The sequence below is a fragment of the Polaromonas sp. YR568 genome (genome assembly GCF_943369675.1).
Lineage (GTDB): Bacteria > Pseudomonadota > Gammaproteobacteria > Burkholderiales > Burkholderiaceae_C > Polaromonas.
Window position 1 is genome coordinate 38,103 of sequence record NZ_CALROB020000036.1, and the last position, 14,879, is coordinate 52,981.

The window sequence follows — 14,879 nt, forward strand, 5'->3', positions numbered from 1 at the left end:
ATCGCGGTTATTCTGCCCCCTCCCCCACGGAAGCGCCACCATGTTCCTCCAGCGTCTGGATGCCCGATTCCCTGTCCGTTACACCTTCATGGGCCTGTGCGCGCTGGGCGCGGTGCTGGCGCTCTTCAGCCTGGTTGCATTCGGCGTGGGCTGGCTGGCCCTGCTGGGCTGCCTCGCGCTGGTCGGCGTCGGTGTTTACGACCTGCGGCAAACGCGGCACGCGGTGCTCCGCAACTATCCGGTCATCGGCCACATGCGCTTCCTGTTCGAGTTCATCCGGCCCGAAATGCGCCAGTACTTTATCGAAAGCGACAGCGAGGCCACGCCTTTCTCGCGCGCGCAACGCTCGCTGGTCTACCAGCGCTCCAAGGGCGAGCCCGACAACCGGCCCTTCGGCACGCAGCTCGACGTGGGCGCGCAAGGTTATGAATGGGTCAACCATTCGATGTCGCCGACCAAGCTGCCTTCGCACGACTTCCGCGTCTGGATAGGCGGCACACCCGACAGCCCTTCGCCCTCGGTCGAGCCCTGCACCCAGCCCTACCATGCCAGCGTGTTCAACATCTCGGCGCTGAGCTTTGGTTCGCTCTCGGCCAACGCCATCATGGCGCTCAACAAGGGCGCCAAGCTGGGCGGCTTCGCGCACGACACCGGCGAGGGTTCGATCTCACAGCACCACCGGCTGCACGGCGGCGACCTGATCTGGGAAATCGGCTCGGGCTATTTCGGCTGCCGCAATGAAGACGGCAGCTTCAGCGAAGAACGCTTCAGCGCCAACGCGCGCGACCCGCAGGTCAAGCTGATCGAGCTCAAGATGAGCCAGGGCGCCAAGCCCGGCCACGGCGGCATACTGCCAGGCCCCAAGGTCACCGATGAAATCTCGGCGGCGCGCGGCGTGCCGCAGGGCAAGGACTGCATTTCGCCCTCCAGCCACAGCGCGTTCTCCACGCCGGTGGAGATGATGCATTTCATCGCCAAACTGCGAAAACTCTCGGGCGGCAAACCGACCGGCTTCAAGTTCTGCATAGGCCACCCCTGGGAGTGGTTCGCCATCGTCAAGGCCATGCTGGAGACCGGCATCACGCCCGACTTCATCGTGGTGGACGGCGCCGAGGGCGGCACCGGCGCCGCGCCCGTCGAGTTCACCGACCACGTGGGCGCGCCGCTGCAGGAGGGCCTGCTGCTGGTGCACAACACGCTGGTGGGTGTGAACCTGCGCAGCCGCGTGTCGATAGGCGCGGCCGGCAAGGTGGTCAGCGCCTTCGACATGGTGCGCTTGATGGCGCTGGGCGCCGACTGGTGCAACGCCGGGCGCGGCTTCATGATGGCGCTGGGCTGCATCCAGGCGCAAAGCTGCCACACCGGCAAATGCCCGACCGGCGTCACCACGCAGGACCCGGTGCGCCAGCAGGCGCTGGTGGTGCCCGACAAGGCCGAGCGCGTGCGCAACTTCCACCGCAGCACGCTGCACGCGCTGCAGGAACTGGTGCAGGCCGCGGGCCTGTGCCACCCGCGTGAAGTCAACGCCCACCACATCGTGCGGCGCCTGACCGACACCGAGGTGCGGCTGCTCAGCAACCTCATCATGCGGGTGGAGCCCGGCGCGCTGCTCGGTTCGCTGGAAAAACAGAACACGGTCTTCAGCTACTACTGGCCGCTGGCCAGCGCGCACAGCTTTCGCGCCAACGGCGTGGGCCCGGGCGGGCAGATGCCGGCGCAGGCCAAAGGCATCCATGTGGGCGGTGACGCTTCGGCGGGGGCGCCGGGGCAGGTCGCGGTGCCGCCGATCGCGGTATCGCTGGACGCCGCCGCCACGCGCGCGGCGGGGTGAGCTACATCACCGGCTGGGCGCGCACGCCCTGAGCCAGCAGCCGCTTCTGCATGGACAGCACATCCCTGTCCTTGCTCAGCAGCAAGGCCTTCGCGGCCACAGCCGTGTCGATGAATTTCTGGTCGTCGGCATCGCTGCAGGTCACGGCGGCCTTGGCGGCCGCGTCCACCAAACGCGCATGCCTGTCAAAGGCGGCCAACACGTCACCGGCGTCCAGTTCGTAAAACGCCAGGCGCGGAATGATTTGCGGATAGGCCAGCACGCGCGCGAGTTCATCGCGCATGGCCTGCGTGGCCAGCCAGTCGAGCTCGCCGGCTTCCAGCGCTTTTTTGAGCGGCTGCGCAGCCGCGTCGTTGAAGACAAAAACGTCGAGGACGATGTTGGTGTCCAGCACCACGGGCTGGCGCGCTGGGGCCGTCACGCCGCGGGCTCGCCCGGTGCGGCGGCACCCGGCTTGCCGCGCGCGGAGCCCGCCACCATGTCGAAGCGGAACAGCCGGCATTCGATCGGGCCGTTCCACATCGGCACGCGGCGTGATTCCTTCAGGCGCATCTTGCCGGGCAGCTTGAGGTCGGGCGTCAGTACGTGGGCCGTCCAGCCCGCGTAATTTTTCTTCCAGTGCGCGGCCAGCTGCGGGAAGAAGTCGGCCGCTTCCTCGCCCCAGGCGTTTTGCGCCTGCTCGCGGCCCGGATTGGCCGAGCGGTCGCGCGGGGTTTCAAAGGCCGGCTCTTCGCGGGTGTCGCCGCTGTCCTGGTTCAGCGGCTGGCCGAACTCGTCGATAGGCTGGTTGCGGTGGTCGTGCTGCACGCGCGGGTCTTGCTGGCGGCGCTGGTCGCGGCCCTGCACGCCGGTGAGGCCGGCCACACCGGCCACGTCGATGCGTTCGCCGTAGGGCGGGTTCACCAGCATCACGCCCGAGGGCGCGGGCGGCATGCGCTGCAGCGCGTCGCCGCCGCGGAATTCCACCGCATTGGCCACGCCGGCGCGCTCGGCATTGCGCTCGGCGAAGTCGACCATGCGGAAGGACACGTCGCTGCCGAACACCGGCGCCGTGGGCTCGGTGATGGCGGCCTCGGCCTGGTCCAGCAGGCCGTCCCACACATGGCCCTGGAAGGGCAGGTATTTCTGGAAGGCGAAGCGGCGGTTGATGCCGGGCGCGATGTTGCAGGCGATCTGCGCCGCCTCTATGGCGATGGTGCCCGAACCGCAGCAAGGGTCGTACAGCGGCACGCCATCTTTGCAGAGCTGGTCCCAGCCGCTGGCGGCGATCATCGCGGCTGCCAGGGTTTCTTTCAGCGGCGCATCGCCCTTGTCTTCGCGCCAGCCGCGCTTGAAGAGCGGCTCGCCCGAGGTGTCGATGTAAATTGTGACGGTGTCTGTCGTCAGGTGCACGTAGACGCGCACGTCGGGCCAGCGCGTGTCGACGCTGGGCCGCACGTCGTCGAACTTGGCGCGAAAGCGGTCGGCGATCGCGTCCTTGATTTTCAGCGCCGCGAAGTTCAGGCTTTGCAGCGGGCTGTGCTGCGCGGTGATCTCGACCTTGAAGGTCTGCTTGGGCGTGAACCAGATTTCCCAGGCCACGTTGGCGGCGGCGTTGTAGAGGTCTTGCTCGCTGCGGTACTGGTTGTGCTGCAGCTCGATCAGCACGCGCTGCGCCAGGCGGCTGTGCAGGTTGAGCTGCAGTGCGTCGCGCCAGGAGGCCTGCAGCTGCACGCCGGCGCGCCAGGCCTTGCCGTCGATACCGGTGACACGCTTGACTTCGGTGGCCAGCAAGGTTTCAACGCCTGCGGCGCACGGTAAAAACAATTGAAGTTGGTTCATGACTGACTTTGAGGGACGGGGCAGCGCGGCCTGATCGGACGACTAGAGGGACTTGCGCAAATTGGCAGGCGCGATGCGCAAGGCCTCGCGGTATTTGGCCACGGTGCGCCGCGCGCACTCAATGCCCTGCTCCTTGAGCATTTCGGAAATCTGGTTGTCGCTGAGCGGTTTTTTCAGGCTCTCGGACGAGACAAACTGCTTGATCAGCGCGCGCACCGCCGTGCTGGAGGCGTTGCCACCGGTTTCAGTGCCGAGGGCGGAGCCGAAGAAGTATTTCAGTTCGAAGGTGCCGAAAGGCGTGCCCATGTACTTGGCGGTGGTCACGCGTGAAATCGTGGATTCATGCAGGCCCAGCTCGTCTGCGATTTCGCGCAGCACCAGCGGGCGCATGGCGAGCTCGCCATGGGTAAAGAAGTTTTTTTGCCGCTCCACGATGGCGCTGCTCACGCGCAGGATGGTGTCGAAGCGCTGCTGGATGTTCTTGATGAACCAGCGCGCTTCCTGCAGGCGCTGCTGCAGCGCCTGGCCGCCCTGGCCCTTGTGCTGCTTGAGGGCGTTGGCATAAATGTCGTGCACGCGCAGGCGCGGCATCACGTCGCTGTTGAGCGAGACCTTGAAGCCCCGGCCCGACTTGATGACGATGACGTCGGGCACGATCAGGTTGCGCTCCACGTTCACGAAGCGGCGCCCGGGCTTGGGATCCAGCCGGCCTATCACGGCGATCGCGCCCTTGATGGCGGCCTCGGTGAACCCGCACAGGTGCGACAGGCGCTTCACGTCGCGCTTGGCCAGCAGCTCCATGGGCTGTTTGCACATGGCGATGGCGGCGCGGGTTTCCTCGCAGTCCTTGCAGTCCAGCAATTGCAGGCCCAGGCATTCGGCCAGGTTGCGCGCGCCCACGCCGGCCGGCTCCATGTGGTGCAGCAGCTTGAGCGCCATGGCAAAACGCTGTTCGAGCTCCTCGGCCTCTTCCAGGTCGCCGCCGGCCAGCCCTTCCGCGAGCGAGGCCAGGCTGTCTTCGAGGTAGCCGTCGTCGTTGAGCGACTCGATCAGGAAGTGCAGGGCCGCGCGGTCTTCTTCCGACAGGCGCAGGCCCAGCGACTGGCGGTGCAAATGGTCCTGCAGCGATTCGTGGGCGCCCGTCAGGTCGGAAGCCTCGGTGTCGCCCTCGTCGTTGTTGTTCTTGCGCGCCGGCGCATCGCTGCCCCATTCGCTGTCGTCGGGCGTGGTCTCGACCGTGCCGTCGCCTTCCCAGCTTTCCTCCAGCTTGGGTTCCGCGCTGACCTCGGTGTCGCCGGTGGCTGAAGACCCGGTATCCTCCGCGCCGCTGCTGCTGCCCGAGTCCGTCGACGATTCAAACTCGCGGCTGTCCTGGCTGACCGGCGTGTTGACGTGCTCGAGGCCGAACTCCTCGCGCACCGCGGTTTCTTCCGACACTTCGAGAAACGGGTTCTCGTCGAGCATCTGCTCGACCTCCTGGCTCAGCTCAAGCGTCGACAGCTGCAGCAGGCGTATCGACTGCTGCAGCTGGGGCGTCAGCGCGAGATGCTGCGAGACGCGTAATGACAGGCCTTGCTTCAAAACGGCCACCCCCCCGTTGGATGCTCACTTCGTGTAGCACCCTCCCCCCTACAGGGGGCGGCGCCAGTGGCCTGGCAAAGCCAGTTCCACGGCCCCAGCTGGAATGAAACCGACAGACGTACGAGGGTAGCGGCGACGCCCTTGAAAGGCCGCGAGTTGTGTGCAGTGAGTAACCGGGGGGAAGCCATCACCATCACATCTTGAAATGCTCGCCCAAGTAGACGCGGCGCACATCGGCGTTGTTGACGATCTCGGAGGGCGTGCCCTGGGCCAGCACATGGCCGTCGCTGATGATGTAGGCGTGGTCGCAAATGCCCAGCGTCTCGCGCACGTTGTGGTCGGTGATCAGCACGCCGATGCCGCGCGATTTCAGGAAACCGATGATGCGCTGGATCTCGATCACGGCGATCGGGTCGATGCCGGCAAAGGGCTCGTCCAGCAGGATGAAGCGCGGTTGTGTCGCCAGGGCGCGCGCGATCTCCACGCGCCGGCGCTCGCCGCCCGACAGCGCTGGCGCCGGCGAGTTGCGCAGGTGGTCCACGCGCAAGTCTTGCAAGAGGCCGTCCAGCCGCGACTCGATGTCGGCGCGGCCCAGGGGCTTGCCTTTTGCGTCCAGTTGCAGTTCGAGCACGGCACGCACGTTTTCTTCCACCGTGAGCTTGCGGAAAATCGAGGCTTCCTGCGGCAGGTAGCTCAGGCCCAGTCGGGCACGCAGGTGGATGGGCATGTGTTCCACCGACTCGCCGTCGATGGAAATCTCGCCGGCATCGGCGCGCACCAGGCCCACGATCATGTAGAACGACGTCGTCTTGCCGGCGCCGTTGGGGCCCAGCAGGCCCACAACCTCGCCTTTTTGCACGGCCAGCGAGACGTCCTGCACGACCTTGCGGCTGCCGTAGGATTTTTGCAGCCCTTGCGCAACGAGGCGGCTGGGGGTTGCGGCCTTGGCCGCCGAAGTGTCAGTCACCACATCCATCTGTGCAGGTTCTTTCTAGTTCTTTTCATTGCCCAGCGTGGTGCTGGGGCGCAGTGTGGCGGGCGGGGCCGCGGGCGCGGGCGTGGCGCCCGGCGCCGACGCGGCGGCGCGCGGCGACAGCATGGCGCGTATGCGCCCGCTGGGGTTGGCGGCGGTCTGGTTCTGCGCGCCGCCGTCCACGGTGAAGACGTCGGTGTTGTTGTCGTAGACGATCAGGGAGCCCGTGGTCTCGTCGACCAGCGTGGCGCCGTTGTAGCGGCGCACCACGGCGCGCTTGATGAATTTGACGAGGTCGGCGCGGCTGTCGTATTCAATGCGCTCGGCTTCACCCTCGATGTATTCGTCCACGCCGTCGCGCTTTTTGCGATAGAAGGCCAGTTTGCCGGGCGCGGCGATGGACACCGCCTGCTGGTAGCCCTCGGGGTCCTGGCTGACGTCGACGCGCGCGCCGCGCACGATGGTTGTGCCCTTGGTGATCACCACGTTGCCGGTGAAGACGCTGGTTTGCTTGAGGTCGTCGTAACGCAGGGCGTCGGCCTCGGCGTTCATGGGCTTGTCCCGGTCGGCTTTTTCAGCCCAGGACGGAAACGCCGCCCCCAGCACCAAAGCGGCCGGCAGGATGAGGGAAATAAGGGGGTGTTTCATAAGGCACGAATCTTGCTGCTTGGGGGTTGGGCCATTGTAGCCATGCAAGCTGCGTGAATGGCTTGCACGGGGAATTATTAGGGGCATAAAAAAACCCGCCGGGGAAATGGGCGGGTTTTTGGCGTGGCGTGCGGCCCACACGGCCATGGAGGCGCCGCTTACTTGGCCTTGCGGGACTGGGCGATCAGGTAATCGGTGACCTGCAGCGCGCGTGCCATGTTCTGGGTCTGGTCGGACGAGGTGTAGTAACGCCCGGCGATGCCCAGCGACGGCACGCCGGCCACCCTGTAGGCGTCCTGCAACTGCGTGGCCTTGCGGGCCTTGGTGGTGACCGTGAAGGAGTTGTACATTTCGGCAAATTTGGCTTTGTCCAGGCCCTGCTTCACGGCCCATGCCGCCACCAGCTCGGGCGTGTTGAGTGCCTGCTTTTCCAGGTGGATCGCGGCAAACACCTTTTTGTGGAGTTCGTCGACCTTGCCCATGGCCTCGAGCACGTAGTAAAGGCGTTGCTGGGGCTCGAAATCAGGGCGGAAGGACACGGGCACGCGCCGCACGCTCACGTCCTTGGGCGCCTGCTTGATCCAGGCTTCGAGTTGCGGCTCAAAGGCATTGCAATGCGGGCAGCTGTACCAGAAGAACTCCACCACCTCCACGCGGCCGGCAGGCGCCTCGGTCGGCGCCGGCTTGTCCAGCGTCAGGTAGTCCTCGCCGTCCTTGAAGGGCTTGGGCTGGGCTTGGGTGGGCAGGGCGATACCGCCCAGCGTGGCGGCGGCCGCCGAAGCGGCTGAAAACGAAAACTCACGGCGTTGCATCAGATTTTTCTCCTGGAATGACAGAAATGACCCGGGAAGCCAGCCCCCTCCAGGCTGCGGCTTCACGATGCGGGCACAGGGGTTGGTATGCCTGTGCGGTGAAAAGTTCAGCTTGTCGTTGTGCGGCCGGCCTAGCGTTGCACGCGAACCAGCGCGGTTTCAATGGAATTGTTGTCCAGCCGTTCCTTGGCCTTGTCGGCGTCTTCTTTTTTGTCGAAAGGCCCGAGGCGCACGCGGTACACGGTGCGGCCGGCCTGCTCGCGCTCGCTGACCTTGGCCTGCATGCCCAGCAGCAGGAGCTTGGCGCGCTGCTGCTCGGCGTCCTCGGGCGTGCGGAAGGCGCCGGCCTGGATGAAGTAGCTGAAAGGGTCCACACCAGGGCCGGACGACAGGCCTTCAACCTTGGCCTTGGCCAGCTCGCCCAGCGGGTCGGCCGCGGCTGCGGGGGAAAGGGCGGGCTTGGCGGCGGCGGTTTTGGCGGGCGCCGAGGCGGCGGCCTTGGGCGCGGCGGCGGGGTCGGGCACGGCTGTGCCGGTCACTTCAGTGGCGGCCGGAGGCACCGCGGGCTTGGGCTGGTTCTTGCCCGCCAGCGGCGCGTTCGGGTTCCAGTCCTTGTTCTTCTTGGCTTCCACCGCGTCGCTGTCGGGGTTGCGCGCCTGGCTCTTGTTCATGAAAGGCACGGGCACCTTGGTGATATAGACCGCCACGGCCAGCGCGGCGCCCAGGCCGATCAGCGCGCCAATAACCAGACCCAGCAGGGTTCCGCCTCGTTGTGTGTTCATACCTTGCCCACGTTCATTGCCTTGTCCTGAAAATCCGGGTGTATCCGGCGCTTGTCGCATTGCTTACATCTTGCGCGGGGCGCTCACGCCCAGCACCGCGAGGCCATTGTGCAACACCTGCGCGGTCGCCGCGACCAGCGCCAGGCGCGCGCGCTTGACGGCTTCGTCATCGACCAGGATGCGCTCGGCATCGTAATAGCTGTGGTAGCTCGCCGCCAGTTCGCGCAGGTAAAACGCGACGTCGTGCGGCGCCAGGCCGGCGGCCGCGTTGGCGAGCATTTCGGGGTACCTGGCGAGCAGCAGCATCAGCGCCTGGGCCTGCGGGCTGTCCAGTGCCGACAGGTCGGCCGACTTCAGGCTGGCTTCGTCGCCGCCCTGGCCGGCCCAGGTGGTGAGGATGGAGCAGATGCGCGCGTGCGCGTACTGCACGTAGTACACCGGGTTCTCGTTGTTCTTGGCCAGCGCCAGGTCGATGTCGAAGATGTATTCGGTGTCGGGCTTGCGGCTGAGCAAAAAGAAACGCACGGCGTCGGCGCTGGTCCACTCGATCAAATCGCGCAGCGTGACGTAGCTGCCGGCGCGCTTGGAGATCTTGACCTCCTCGCCGTTGCGCACCACGCGCACCATGGTGTGCAGCACGTAGTCGGGGTAGCCCTGGGGGATGCCTTCGCCCACGGCCTGCAGGCCGGCGCGCACGCGGGCAATGGTGCCGTGGTGGTCCATGCCCTGGATGTTGATCGCCTTGCCGAAGCCGCGCTCCCATTTGGCCAGGTGGTAGGCCACGTCGGGCACGAAGTAGGTGTAGCTGCCGTCGCTCTTTTTCATCACGCGGTCTTTGTCGTCGCCGTACTCGGTCGACTTCAGCCACAGCGCGCCGTCCTGCTCGTAGGTCTTCCCGGCATCCTTCAATTTGGCCACGGTGGCGTCGACGCGGCCCGAGCTGTACAGGCTGGACTCGAGGTAGTAGTTGTCGAATTTCACCGAGAAGGCCTTGAGGTCCAGGTCCTGCTCGTGGCGCAGGTAGGCCACGGCGAACTGGCGTATCGAGTCGATGTCTTCCACGTCGCCCGAGGCGGTGAACTCGCGGTCGTCCGACTTGACCGTCTTTTTCGCCAGGAAGTCGCCCGCGATGTCGGCGATGTAGTCGCCGTTGTAGGCCGACTCGGGCCAGCCGGCGTCGCCGGGCTTGATGCCTTTGGCGCGCGCCTGCGTGCTGGTGGCCAGGGTCTGGATCTGCACGCCCGCGTCGTTGTAATAGAACTCGCGCCACACCTGCGCGCCTTGCGTGGCGAACAGGTTGCAGATCGCGTCGCCCAGCGCGGCCTGCCGGCCGTGGCCCACGTGCAGCGGCCCGGTCGGGTTGGCCGAGACGAACTCGACGACCATGCGCAGGCCGCTGCCGGCGGCCTGCGTGCCGTAGGCGGCGCCGGCCTGCAGCACCTCGCGCACGGTTTCCTGCTTGGCGGCGGGCTTCAGGCGAATGTTGATGAAGCCGGGGCCGGCGATCTCGATGGCGTCCACCCAGCGCTCGAAGGCCGGGGCCTTGAGCAGGATGGCGCGCAGGCTTTCTGCCAGCTGGCGCGGGTTGAGCTTGAGCGGCTTGGCCAGCTGCATGGCGGCGGTGCAGGCGAAGTCGCCGTGGGCCGCCACTTTGGGGGATTCAAACGCGGCTTTGTCGCCCGCGCCGGGAGAAAGTTCTTCCAGGCCCGCGGCCAGGGCCGAGAGCAGGTCTTTTTTAATCGAGAGCATCCATTGATTTTACGGTTAAGCCAGGCGCCGCCTGGTGCCCGGGGATGCCCGGCCGTCGAATTTGACGAGCCAAGCCCAGCCTTATGTGTTTGAATTTCGGCGGGAACTCAATTCTGATTTTCCGCGTTTTCCACTGGGATCCATCATGAAACAACTATTGTCCCTGGCCGCTGTGGCCTTTGCCCTGTCGATGGGCCTGTCGTCCGTGGCCCATGCGGCGGGCGCCGAAGCCGAGTGCGCGGCCAAGTCCGCCGAGAAAAAGCTGGCGGGCGCCGCCAAGGCCAGCTTCGAGAAGAAATGCATTGCCGACGCCGGCGGTGCGCCCAGCGCCGCGTGCGCGAAATCCGCCGCCGACAAGAAACTCTCCGGCGCCGCCAAAACCTCGCATATCAAGAAGTGCACGGCCGACGAAAAGGCGGCGGCGGCCCCCGCCGCCGCCAAACCGGTTGCTGCCGCCTCCGCCAAGAAGTAAGCCGGCCTTCGTTTCAGTCCTGCAGCAGGTGCGCTTTCGCCGCCTGCTTGACGGCCTGCGTGAGCCGCTGCGCCGCCAGCGGCTCGCGCGCCCAGTGCTGCCAGTACAGCCGCACGTCGACCGCACAATCCGGCAACACCTCCTGCAGGGGCGGGCGGTTTGCGCGCGCCGCCAGCAGGATGTCGGGCACCATGCCCCAGCCCATGCCGAGTTCCAGCGCCAATTCGAAAGCATCGACCGCCGGCACGAAGTGGCGCGGGTAGAGCGCGCCCTTGAGCTTGAAGTGCTGGGCCAGGAAGGCGTCCTGCAGCGCGTCCTTGCGGTTGAAGATGACCGCCGGGCTGGCCAGCAGGCGCTGGGCCAGGCGGTTCGGTCCCGCCGCCTTGCCGCCGGGCGTGGGCTCGTTCCATTGCGCGACCAGGGCCGGCGAGGCCATGCAGCGGTAGCGCATCACGCCCAGCGGCTCGGCCACGCAGCCGCGCATGGCCTGCGCCAGCGTGGTCACGCAACCGGTGACGTCGCCGCTTTTGAGCGCGTCATGGGTGTGGTCCTGGTCGTCCACCACCACGTCCAGCAGCAGGCCGTGGCCGTGCAGCACCGGCGCCACGCCGGGTAAAAACCAGCTGCTCAGGGAGTCGGCGTTGACCGCCACGCTGAGGCTTTGCAGGCGTTCGCCCTCGCCGCCGCCCTGCATGCCCGCCAGCAGGTCTGACTCCATCAGCCGCAACTGCCTGACGTGCGTGAGCAAGGCCTGGCCGGCCGGCGTGGCGCGCACCTGCTTGCCCCGCACCAGCAGGCGCCGGCCCAGCGCGCCTTCCAGCGACTTGATGCGCAGCGACACGGCGGCCAGCGTCAGGCTCAGGGCTTTGGCGGCGTGACCGAAGCTGCCGTGTTCGATCACGGCGGCCAGGGCGTCCAGTTGTCGGGCATCCAGCATGGGGTTTGATTAATAAAGTATTAATTGACTAATATGAGTTTTAGTTGATTTTATTTAATCATTATCGGCTCTGCGCGACACTGCAGGCAATCCGCCCTTCATAAAGAACCGCATGAATCCGCTCGCCGCCCCCGCATTCCTGACCGGCATGGTCTTGAGCCTGTCGCTCATCATGGCCATAGGCCCGCAAAACGCCCACGTGATTCGCATGGGCCTGCTGCGCCAGCACCTGTGGCTCACGGTCACGGTCTGCGTGCTGACCGACGTGGCGCTGATTGCCCTTGGCGTGATGGGGCTGGCGCAACTGGGCGGCCTGTCGGACAAGCTGCTGGGCGCGATGACGGGCGCGGGTGCGCTGGTGCTGATTGTTTACGGCGCGCAGGCGATGCGGCGCTTTGTGCAGCCGGCGCTGCAGGCGGCCGACGGCGCGCCCATCGCCGCCGAGGTGATTCCTCGCCGCAAGGCCATCGGCCTGGCGCTTGCGCTCTCGTGGCTCAATCCCCATGCGTGGCTGGACACGGCCATCGTCATCGGCACGGCCTCGCTGGCCTACGCGCAGCCCGACAACGCGGTGTTCGGCTTGGGCGCCATCACCGGCTCGCTGCTGTGGTTCACCGGCCTGGGTGTCGCCTTGTGGTGCGTCGGGCGCCGGCTCAATTCGCCGGCGGTGTGGCGCGCCATGGATTTGCTGGTGGCGCTGATGATGTGGGGTACGGCCTACTGGCTGGTGCGAGGCCTGCTTTAAAAGATGAAATGGCGCCCCGCACGATACAGTGTGAGTCCCTGGCCACAAAAGGAAGCGCATCGGGATGTTCAATTGGTTGAAAAAAAACGTCTCCATTGCAGAGACGAAAGCCAGCCCTGTTAAAGCCCCGCAAAGTGCGCACGGCGCATCGGGGGCGCCCGATCAAACGCCACCAGGCGATATTCTCCGGCGCCGCGGAAATGCCTTTCTTGCGGAAGGCAAGCTGGACGAGGCCTCAAGCAGCTACCGGGAAGCCATTGCCCTCAACCCGCATGACGCGGACGCCTGCCTCAACCTTGGGTTTGCCCTCGGGGAACAACAGCGTTACCAGGAGGCGGAGCATGCGCTCCGGCGCAGCCTGGACATCAACCCGTCGCTGGCCGACGCTTTTTATTTCCTCGGTGTCATGGCCAGGAAGCAGGGCAAGACAGAAGCCGCCATAGACAACTTCGTCCGCGTGCTCGACCTCAAGCCGGACTTTGAGATTGTTTACAACGATTTGTGCCAGATGCTCCTGGAAAGCGGGCAAATCGGACGCGCCAAAGAAATTGTCCTCAAGGGAATTGCCGTGTACCCGGAGATGATGGATCTTCACGCACAGCTCGGCAGCCTGTATGCGTATGAAAACGATCTGGAGCGGGCCTCCATTGCTTTCAGGAAGCGTTGAAGCTTCAACCGGATCGTGCGCAGGTTCATGGCCGCCTGGGAGAAGTGCTCCGCAAGTCCAACAGGTTTGAAGATGCACTGGCGAGCTATGACAAGCTGGTCGCCCTGACCCCGAACTCCGCGGAGGCTTTCAACGACCGCGGCATTGCGCTTGGAGAGCTCGGGCGGCATCAAGATGCTGTGGCTTGCTTTGAGCAGGTATTGGTGCTGGAGCCGCGGCATGCAAATGCTTTGGGGAACCTGGGCGAAATGCTGGGCAGCTTGCGCCGGCACGAGGATGCCGCACGCGCGTTTGCGCGATTGATCGAGATTGAGCCGGAATATCCCGGGGCCATTGGCGCCTTGTTTTATTCGAAACGCTATTCGTGTGACTGGTCGCAGTACGAGCCGGAGCTGCAGCGATTGAACAATGCGGTCATTCAGGGGAAAAAAGCGATTGAACCATTCACGTTTCTGGCGGCGACACAGTCAGCGGCCGCGCTGCTGCAGTGCGCGCGGACACATGCCGCCGAGTTATGCCCGCCCTCGGACAAGCCCTTGTGGAGCGGTCAGCGCTACACGCACGACAAGATCCGGGTGGCCTATCTCTCCGCGGATTTTCATGACCATGCCACCGCTTACTTGATGGCGGAACTGTTTGAGCTTCATGATCACGAACGGTTTGAGACCGTCGCGCTGTCGTTTGGCCCCGATTCCACAGGCGCCATGCGCCAGCGCCTGCTGCGTTCGTTCGACCGCTTTGTTGACGTTCGGACAAAGAGCGACCGGGAAGCGGCCAGCCTGCTCAGGGAAATGGAAATCGACATCGCGGTTGACTTGAAGGGATTTACCACGGACGGCCGGCCAGGCATTCTGGCCCAGAGGCCCGCGCCCGTTCAGGTCAACTACCTGGGCTTTCCCGGAAGCATGGGCGCGCAATATGTCGATTACATCCTTGCGGACCCTTACGTCATTCCCGCCGGGCACGAGGGTTTTTATTCTGAAAAAGTAGTCCGGCTGCCGGACAGTTACCAGTCCAACGATACGCAGCGGCAGATTGCAAAAACAACGCCCACCCGGGCGGAATGCGGTTTGCCGGCGCCTGGTTTTGTCTTTTGCTGTTTCAACAACAACTACAAGATTACGCCCGGGGTATTCGACGTCTGGATGCGCCTGCTGAACGCGGTCGGCGGCAGCGTATTGTGGTTGCTGCAAGACAATGCGGCCGTCTCGCGGAACCTGCGCGCCGAGGCATTGCGGCGCGGTGTCGCCGCGGAACGCCTGGTCTTCGCGCCGCGGGTGGATCTGGACAAGCACCTGGCGCGGCACAAATTGGCAGACCTGTTTCTGGACACGCTTCCCTACAACGCGCACACGACGGCAAGTGATGCCTTGTGGGCCGGCTTGCCCGTTCTGACCTGCATGGGGACGACGTTCCCTGGCCGTGTCGCCGCCAGTTTGTTGAATGCGGTGGGCTTGCCTGAACTGGTCACTGAAAACCTGGCGGACTATGAAGCCTTGGCCCTCAAGCTGGCAAGGTCTCCAGACCTGCTGTCCGGTATCCGCGCCAGGCTATGGCGAAATCGTTCTGAATATCCCCTGTTCGACACAAAACGCTTTTGTGCCCATATGGAGTCCGCGTACACAATGATGTGGGAACGACACCAGCGCGGAGACCCGCCGGCCAGCTTTGCGGTCCCCTCCCTGTCCTAGCCAAATCCCCGCGCCAGAAACACCGCCACCAGCGGAATGAAGGGCAGGATGTGCGCCTGCACCATCACCAGCCGCCGCGCTTTTTTGACCTCCACCGCGTCGGGCAGGGCGCCGCTGGCGCGCAGCGCACGCCGCCAGCGCACAAACATCAGGGTCGGCTTGATGGAGAT

At 65.3% G+C, this 14,879-nt stretch carries 15 protein-coding genes; 5 read left to right on the forward strand and 10 right to left on the reverse strand.

The window, feature by feature from the left end; all coding sequences use genetic code 11:
• The first annotated feature begins 40 nt into the window (after positions 1-40).
• Entirely contained in the window at positions 41-1,831 is a 1,791-nt protein-coding gene (locus ACLV8F_RS18370) for an FMN-binding glutamate synthase family protein (RefSeq protein ID WP_411885642.1), read from the forward strand.
• A gap of 1 nt (position 1,832) precedes the next feature.
• Here the strand turns inward: ACLV8F_RS18370 and ACLV8F_RS18375 are convergent, their stop codons facing one another.
• The 8 genes from ACLV8F_RS18375 to argS all read right to left on the reverse strand — a co-directional run bounded on the left by ACLV8F_RS18375 (position 1,833) and on the right by argS (position 10,197).
• Positions 1,833-2,252 carry a putative toxin-antitoxin system toxin component, PIN family gene (locus ACLV8F_RS18375; protein WP_411885643.1) on the reverse strand — a complete coding sequence of 140 codons (420 nt, stop codon included), beginning with the start codon at positions 2,250-2,252 and terminating at the stop codon, positions 1,833-1,835.
• Positions 2,249-3,652: a THUMP domain-containing class I SAM-dependent RNA methyltransferase gene (locus ACLV8F_RS18380; protein WP_411885644.1), complete on the reverse strand. Its 1,404-nt coding sequence runs from the start codon at positions 3,650-3,652 to the stop codon at positions 2,249-2,251. Before ACLV8F_RS18380 ends, ACLV8F_RS18375 begins: the two co-directional genes overlap by 4 nt.
• A gap of 42 nt (positions 3,653-3,694) precedes the next feature.
• Positions 3,695-5,233, reverse strand: a complete 1,539-nt coding sequence (locus tag ACLV8F_RS18385) for an RNA polymerase factor sigma-54 (protein ID WP_411885657.1) — start codon at positions 5,231-5,233, stop codon at positions 3,695-3,697.
• 193 nt (positions 5,234-5,426) lie between these two features.
• Positions 5,427-6,209 (reverse strand): LPS export ABC transporter ATP-binding protein, encoded by a 783-nt coding sequence (gene lptB, locus ACLV8F_RS18390; protein ID WP_411885645.1) that lies wholly within the window; start codon positions 6,207-6,209, stop codon positions 5,427-5,429.
• A gap of 15 nt (positions 6,210-6,224) precedes the next feature.
• On the reverse strand, positions 6,225-6,854 hold the full coding sequence (gene lptA, locus ACLV8F_RS18395; RefSeq protein ID WP_411885646.1) for a lipopolysaccharide transport periplasmic protein LptA: 630 nt from the start codon (positions 6,852-6,854) through the stop codon (positions 6,225-6,227).
• A gap of 158 nt (positions 6,855-7,012) precedes the next feature.
• On the reverse strand, positions 7,013-7,666 hold the full coding sequence (locus ACLV8F_RS18400; RefSeq protein ID WP_411885647.1) for a thiol:disulfide interchange protein DsbA/DsbL: 654 nt from the start codon (positions 7,664-7,666) through the stop codon (positions 7,013-7,015).
• A gap of 131 nt (positions 7,667-7,797) precedes the next feature.
• The gene (locus ACLV8F_RS18405) at positions 7,798-8,448 is read right to left on the reverse strand and encodes an SPOR domain-containing protein (RefSeq protein WP_411885648.1); all 651 of its coding nucleotides are present in this window, start codon (positions 8,446-8,448) and stop codon (positions 7,798-7,800) included.
• 63 nt (positions 8,449-8,511) lie between these two features.
• On the reverse strand, positions 8,512-10,197 hold the full coding sequence (gene argS / locus ACLV8F_RS18410) for an arginine--tRNA ligase (protein ID WP_411885649.1): 1,686 nt from the start codon (positions 10,195-10,197) through the stop codon (positions 8,512-8,514).
• A gap of 145 nt (positions 10,198-10,342) precedes the next feature.
• On the opposite strand from argS, the gene ACLV8F_RS18415 reads away from it, so the two are divergent.
• Positions 10,343-10,669, forward strand: coding sequence for a hypothetical protein (locus ACLV8F_RS18415; protein WP_411885650.1), 327 nt, complete (start codon positions 10,343-10,345; stop codon positions 10,667-10,669).
• A gap of 13 nt (positions 10,670-10,682) precedes the next feature.
• Here the strand turns inward: ACLV8F_RS18415 and ACLV8F_RS18420 are convergent, their stop codons facing one another.
• The gene (locus ACLV8F_RS18420; protein WP_411885651.1) at positions 10,683-11,606 is read right to left on the reverse strand and encodes an HTH-type transcriptional regulator ArgP; all 924 of its coding nucleotides are present in this window, start codon (positions 11,604-11,606) and stop codon (positions 10,683-10,685) included.
• Positions 11,607-11,718: 112 nt separating this feature from the next.
• On the opposite strand from ACLV8F_RS18420, the gene ACLV8F_RS18425 reads away from it, so the two are divergent.
• The 3 genes from ACLV8F_RS18425 (at position 11,719) to ACLV8F_RS18435 (ending at position 14,709) form a co-directional block, all read left to right on the forward strand.
• A complete protein-coding gene (locus ACLV8F_RS18425) occupies positions 11,719-12,351 on the forward strand; it encodes a LysE/ArgO family amino acid transporter (protein WP_411885652.1) in 633 nt (210 codons plus the stop codon).
• 64 nt (positions 12,352-12,415) lie between these two features.
• Positions 12,416-13,018: a tetratricopeptide repeat protein gene (locus ACLV8F_RS18430; protein WP_411885653.1), complete on the forward strand. Its 603-nt coding sequence runs from the start codon at positions 12,416-12,418 to the stop codon at positions 13,016-13,018.
• Complete coding sequence (locus ACLV8F_RS18435) at positions 13,015-14,709, forward strand: tetratricopeptide repeat protein (protein ID WP_411885654.1); 1,695 nt, start codon at positions 13,015-13,017, stop codon at positions 14,707-14,709. Before ACLV8F_RS18430 ends, ACLV8F_RS18435 begins: the two co-directional genes overlap by 4 nt.
• On the opposite strand, the gene ACLV8F_RS18440 is transcribed toward ACLV8F_RS18435, so the two are convergent.
• Positions 14,706-14,879: DUF2214 family protein (locus tag ACLV8F_RS18440; protein WP_411885658.1), on the reverse strand; the 174-nt coding region annotated here is incomplete at its 5' end. The two genes, ACLV8F_RS18435 and ACLV8F_RS18440, sit on opposite strands and share 4 nt — an antisense overlap.

What these genes read in the sequence shown, in the direction of transcription:
- lptA (WP_411885646.1), bottom strand. Translation starts at nt 6,854, where the DNA reads ATGAAACACCCCCTTATTTCCCTCATCCTGCCGGCCGCTTTGGTGCTG.
- ACLV8F_RS18425 (WP_411885652.1), top strand. Translation starts at nt 11,719, where the DNA reads ATGAATCCGCTCGCCGCCCCCGCATTCCTGACCGGCATGGTCTTGAGC.
- ACLV8F_RS18400 (WP_411885647.1), bottom strand. Translation starts at nt 7,666, where the DNA reads ATGCAACGCCGTGAGTTTTCGTTTTCAGCCGCTTCGGCGGCCGCCGCC.
- ACLV8F_RS18420 (WP_411885651.1), bottom strand. Translation starts at nt 11,606, where the DNA reads ATGCTGGATGCCCGACAACTGGACGCCCTGGCCGCCGTGATCGAACAC.
- argS (WP_411885649.1), bottom strand. Translation starts at nt 10,197, where the DNA reads ATGCTCTCGATTAAAAAAGACCTGCTCTCGGCCCTGGCCGCGGGCCTG.
- lptB (WP_411885645.1), bottom strand. Translation starts at nt 6,209, where the DNA reads ATGGATGTGGTGACTGACACTTCGGCGGCCAAGGCCGCAACCCCCAGC.
- ACLV8F_RS18370 (WP_411885642.1), top strand. Translation starts at nt 41, where the DNA reads ATGTTCCTCCAGCGTCTGGATGCCCGATTCCCTGTCCGTTACACCTTC.
- ACLV8F_RS18405 (WP_411885648.1), bottom strand. Translation starts at nt 8,448, where the DNA reads ATGAACACACAACGAGGCGGAACCCTGCTGGGTCTGGTTATTGGCGCG.
- ACLV8F_RS18380 (WP_411885644.1), bottom strand. Translation starts at nt 3,652, where the DNA reads ATGAACCAACTTCAATTGTTTTTACCGTGCGCCGCAGGCGTTGAAACC.
- ACLV8F_RS18415 (WP_411885650.1), top strand. Translation starts at nt 10,343, where the DNA reads ATGAAACAACTATTGTCCCTGGCCGCTGTGGCCTTTGCCCTGTCGATG.
- ACLV8F_RS18430 (WP_411885653.1), top strand. Translation starts at nt 12,416, where the DNA reads ATGTTCAATTGGTTGAAAAAAAACGTCTCCATTGCAGAGACGAAAGCC.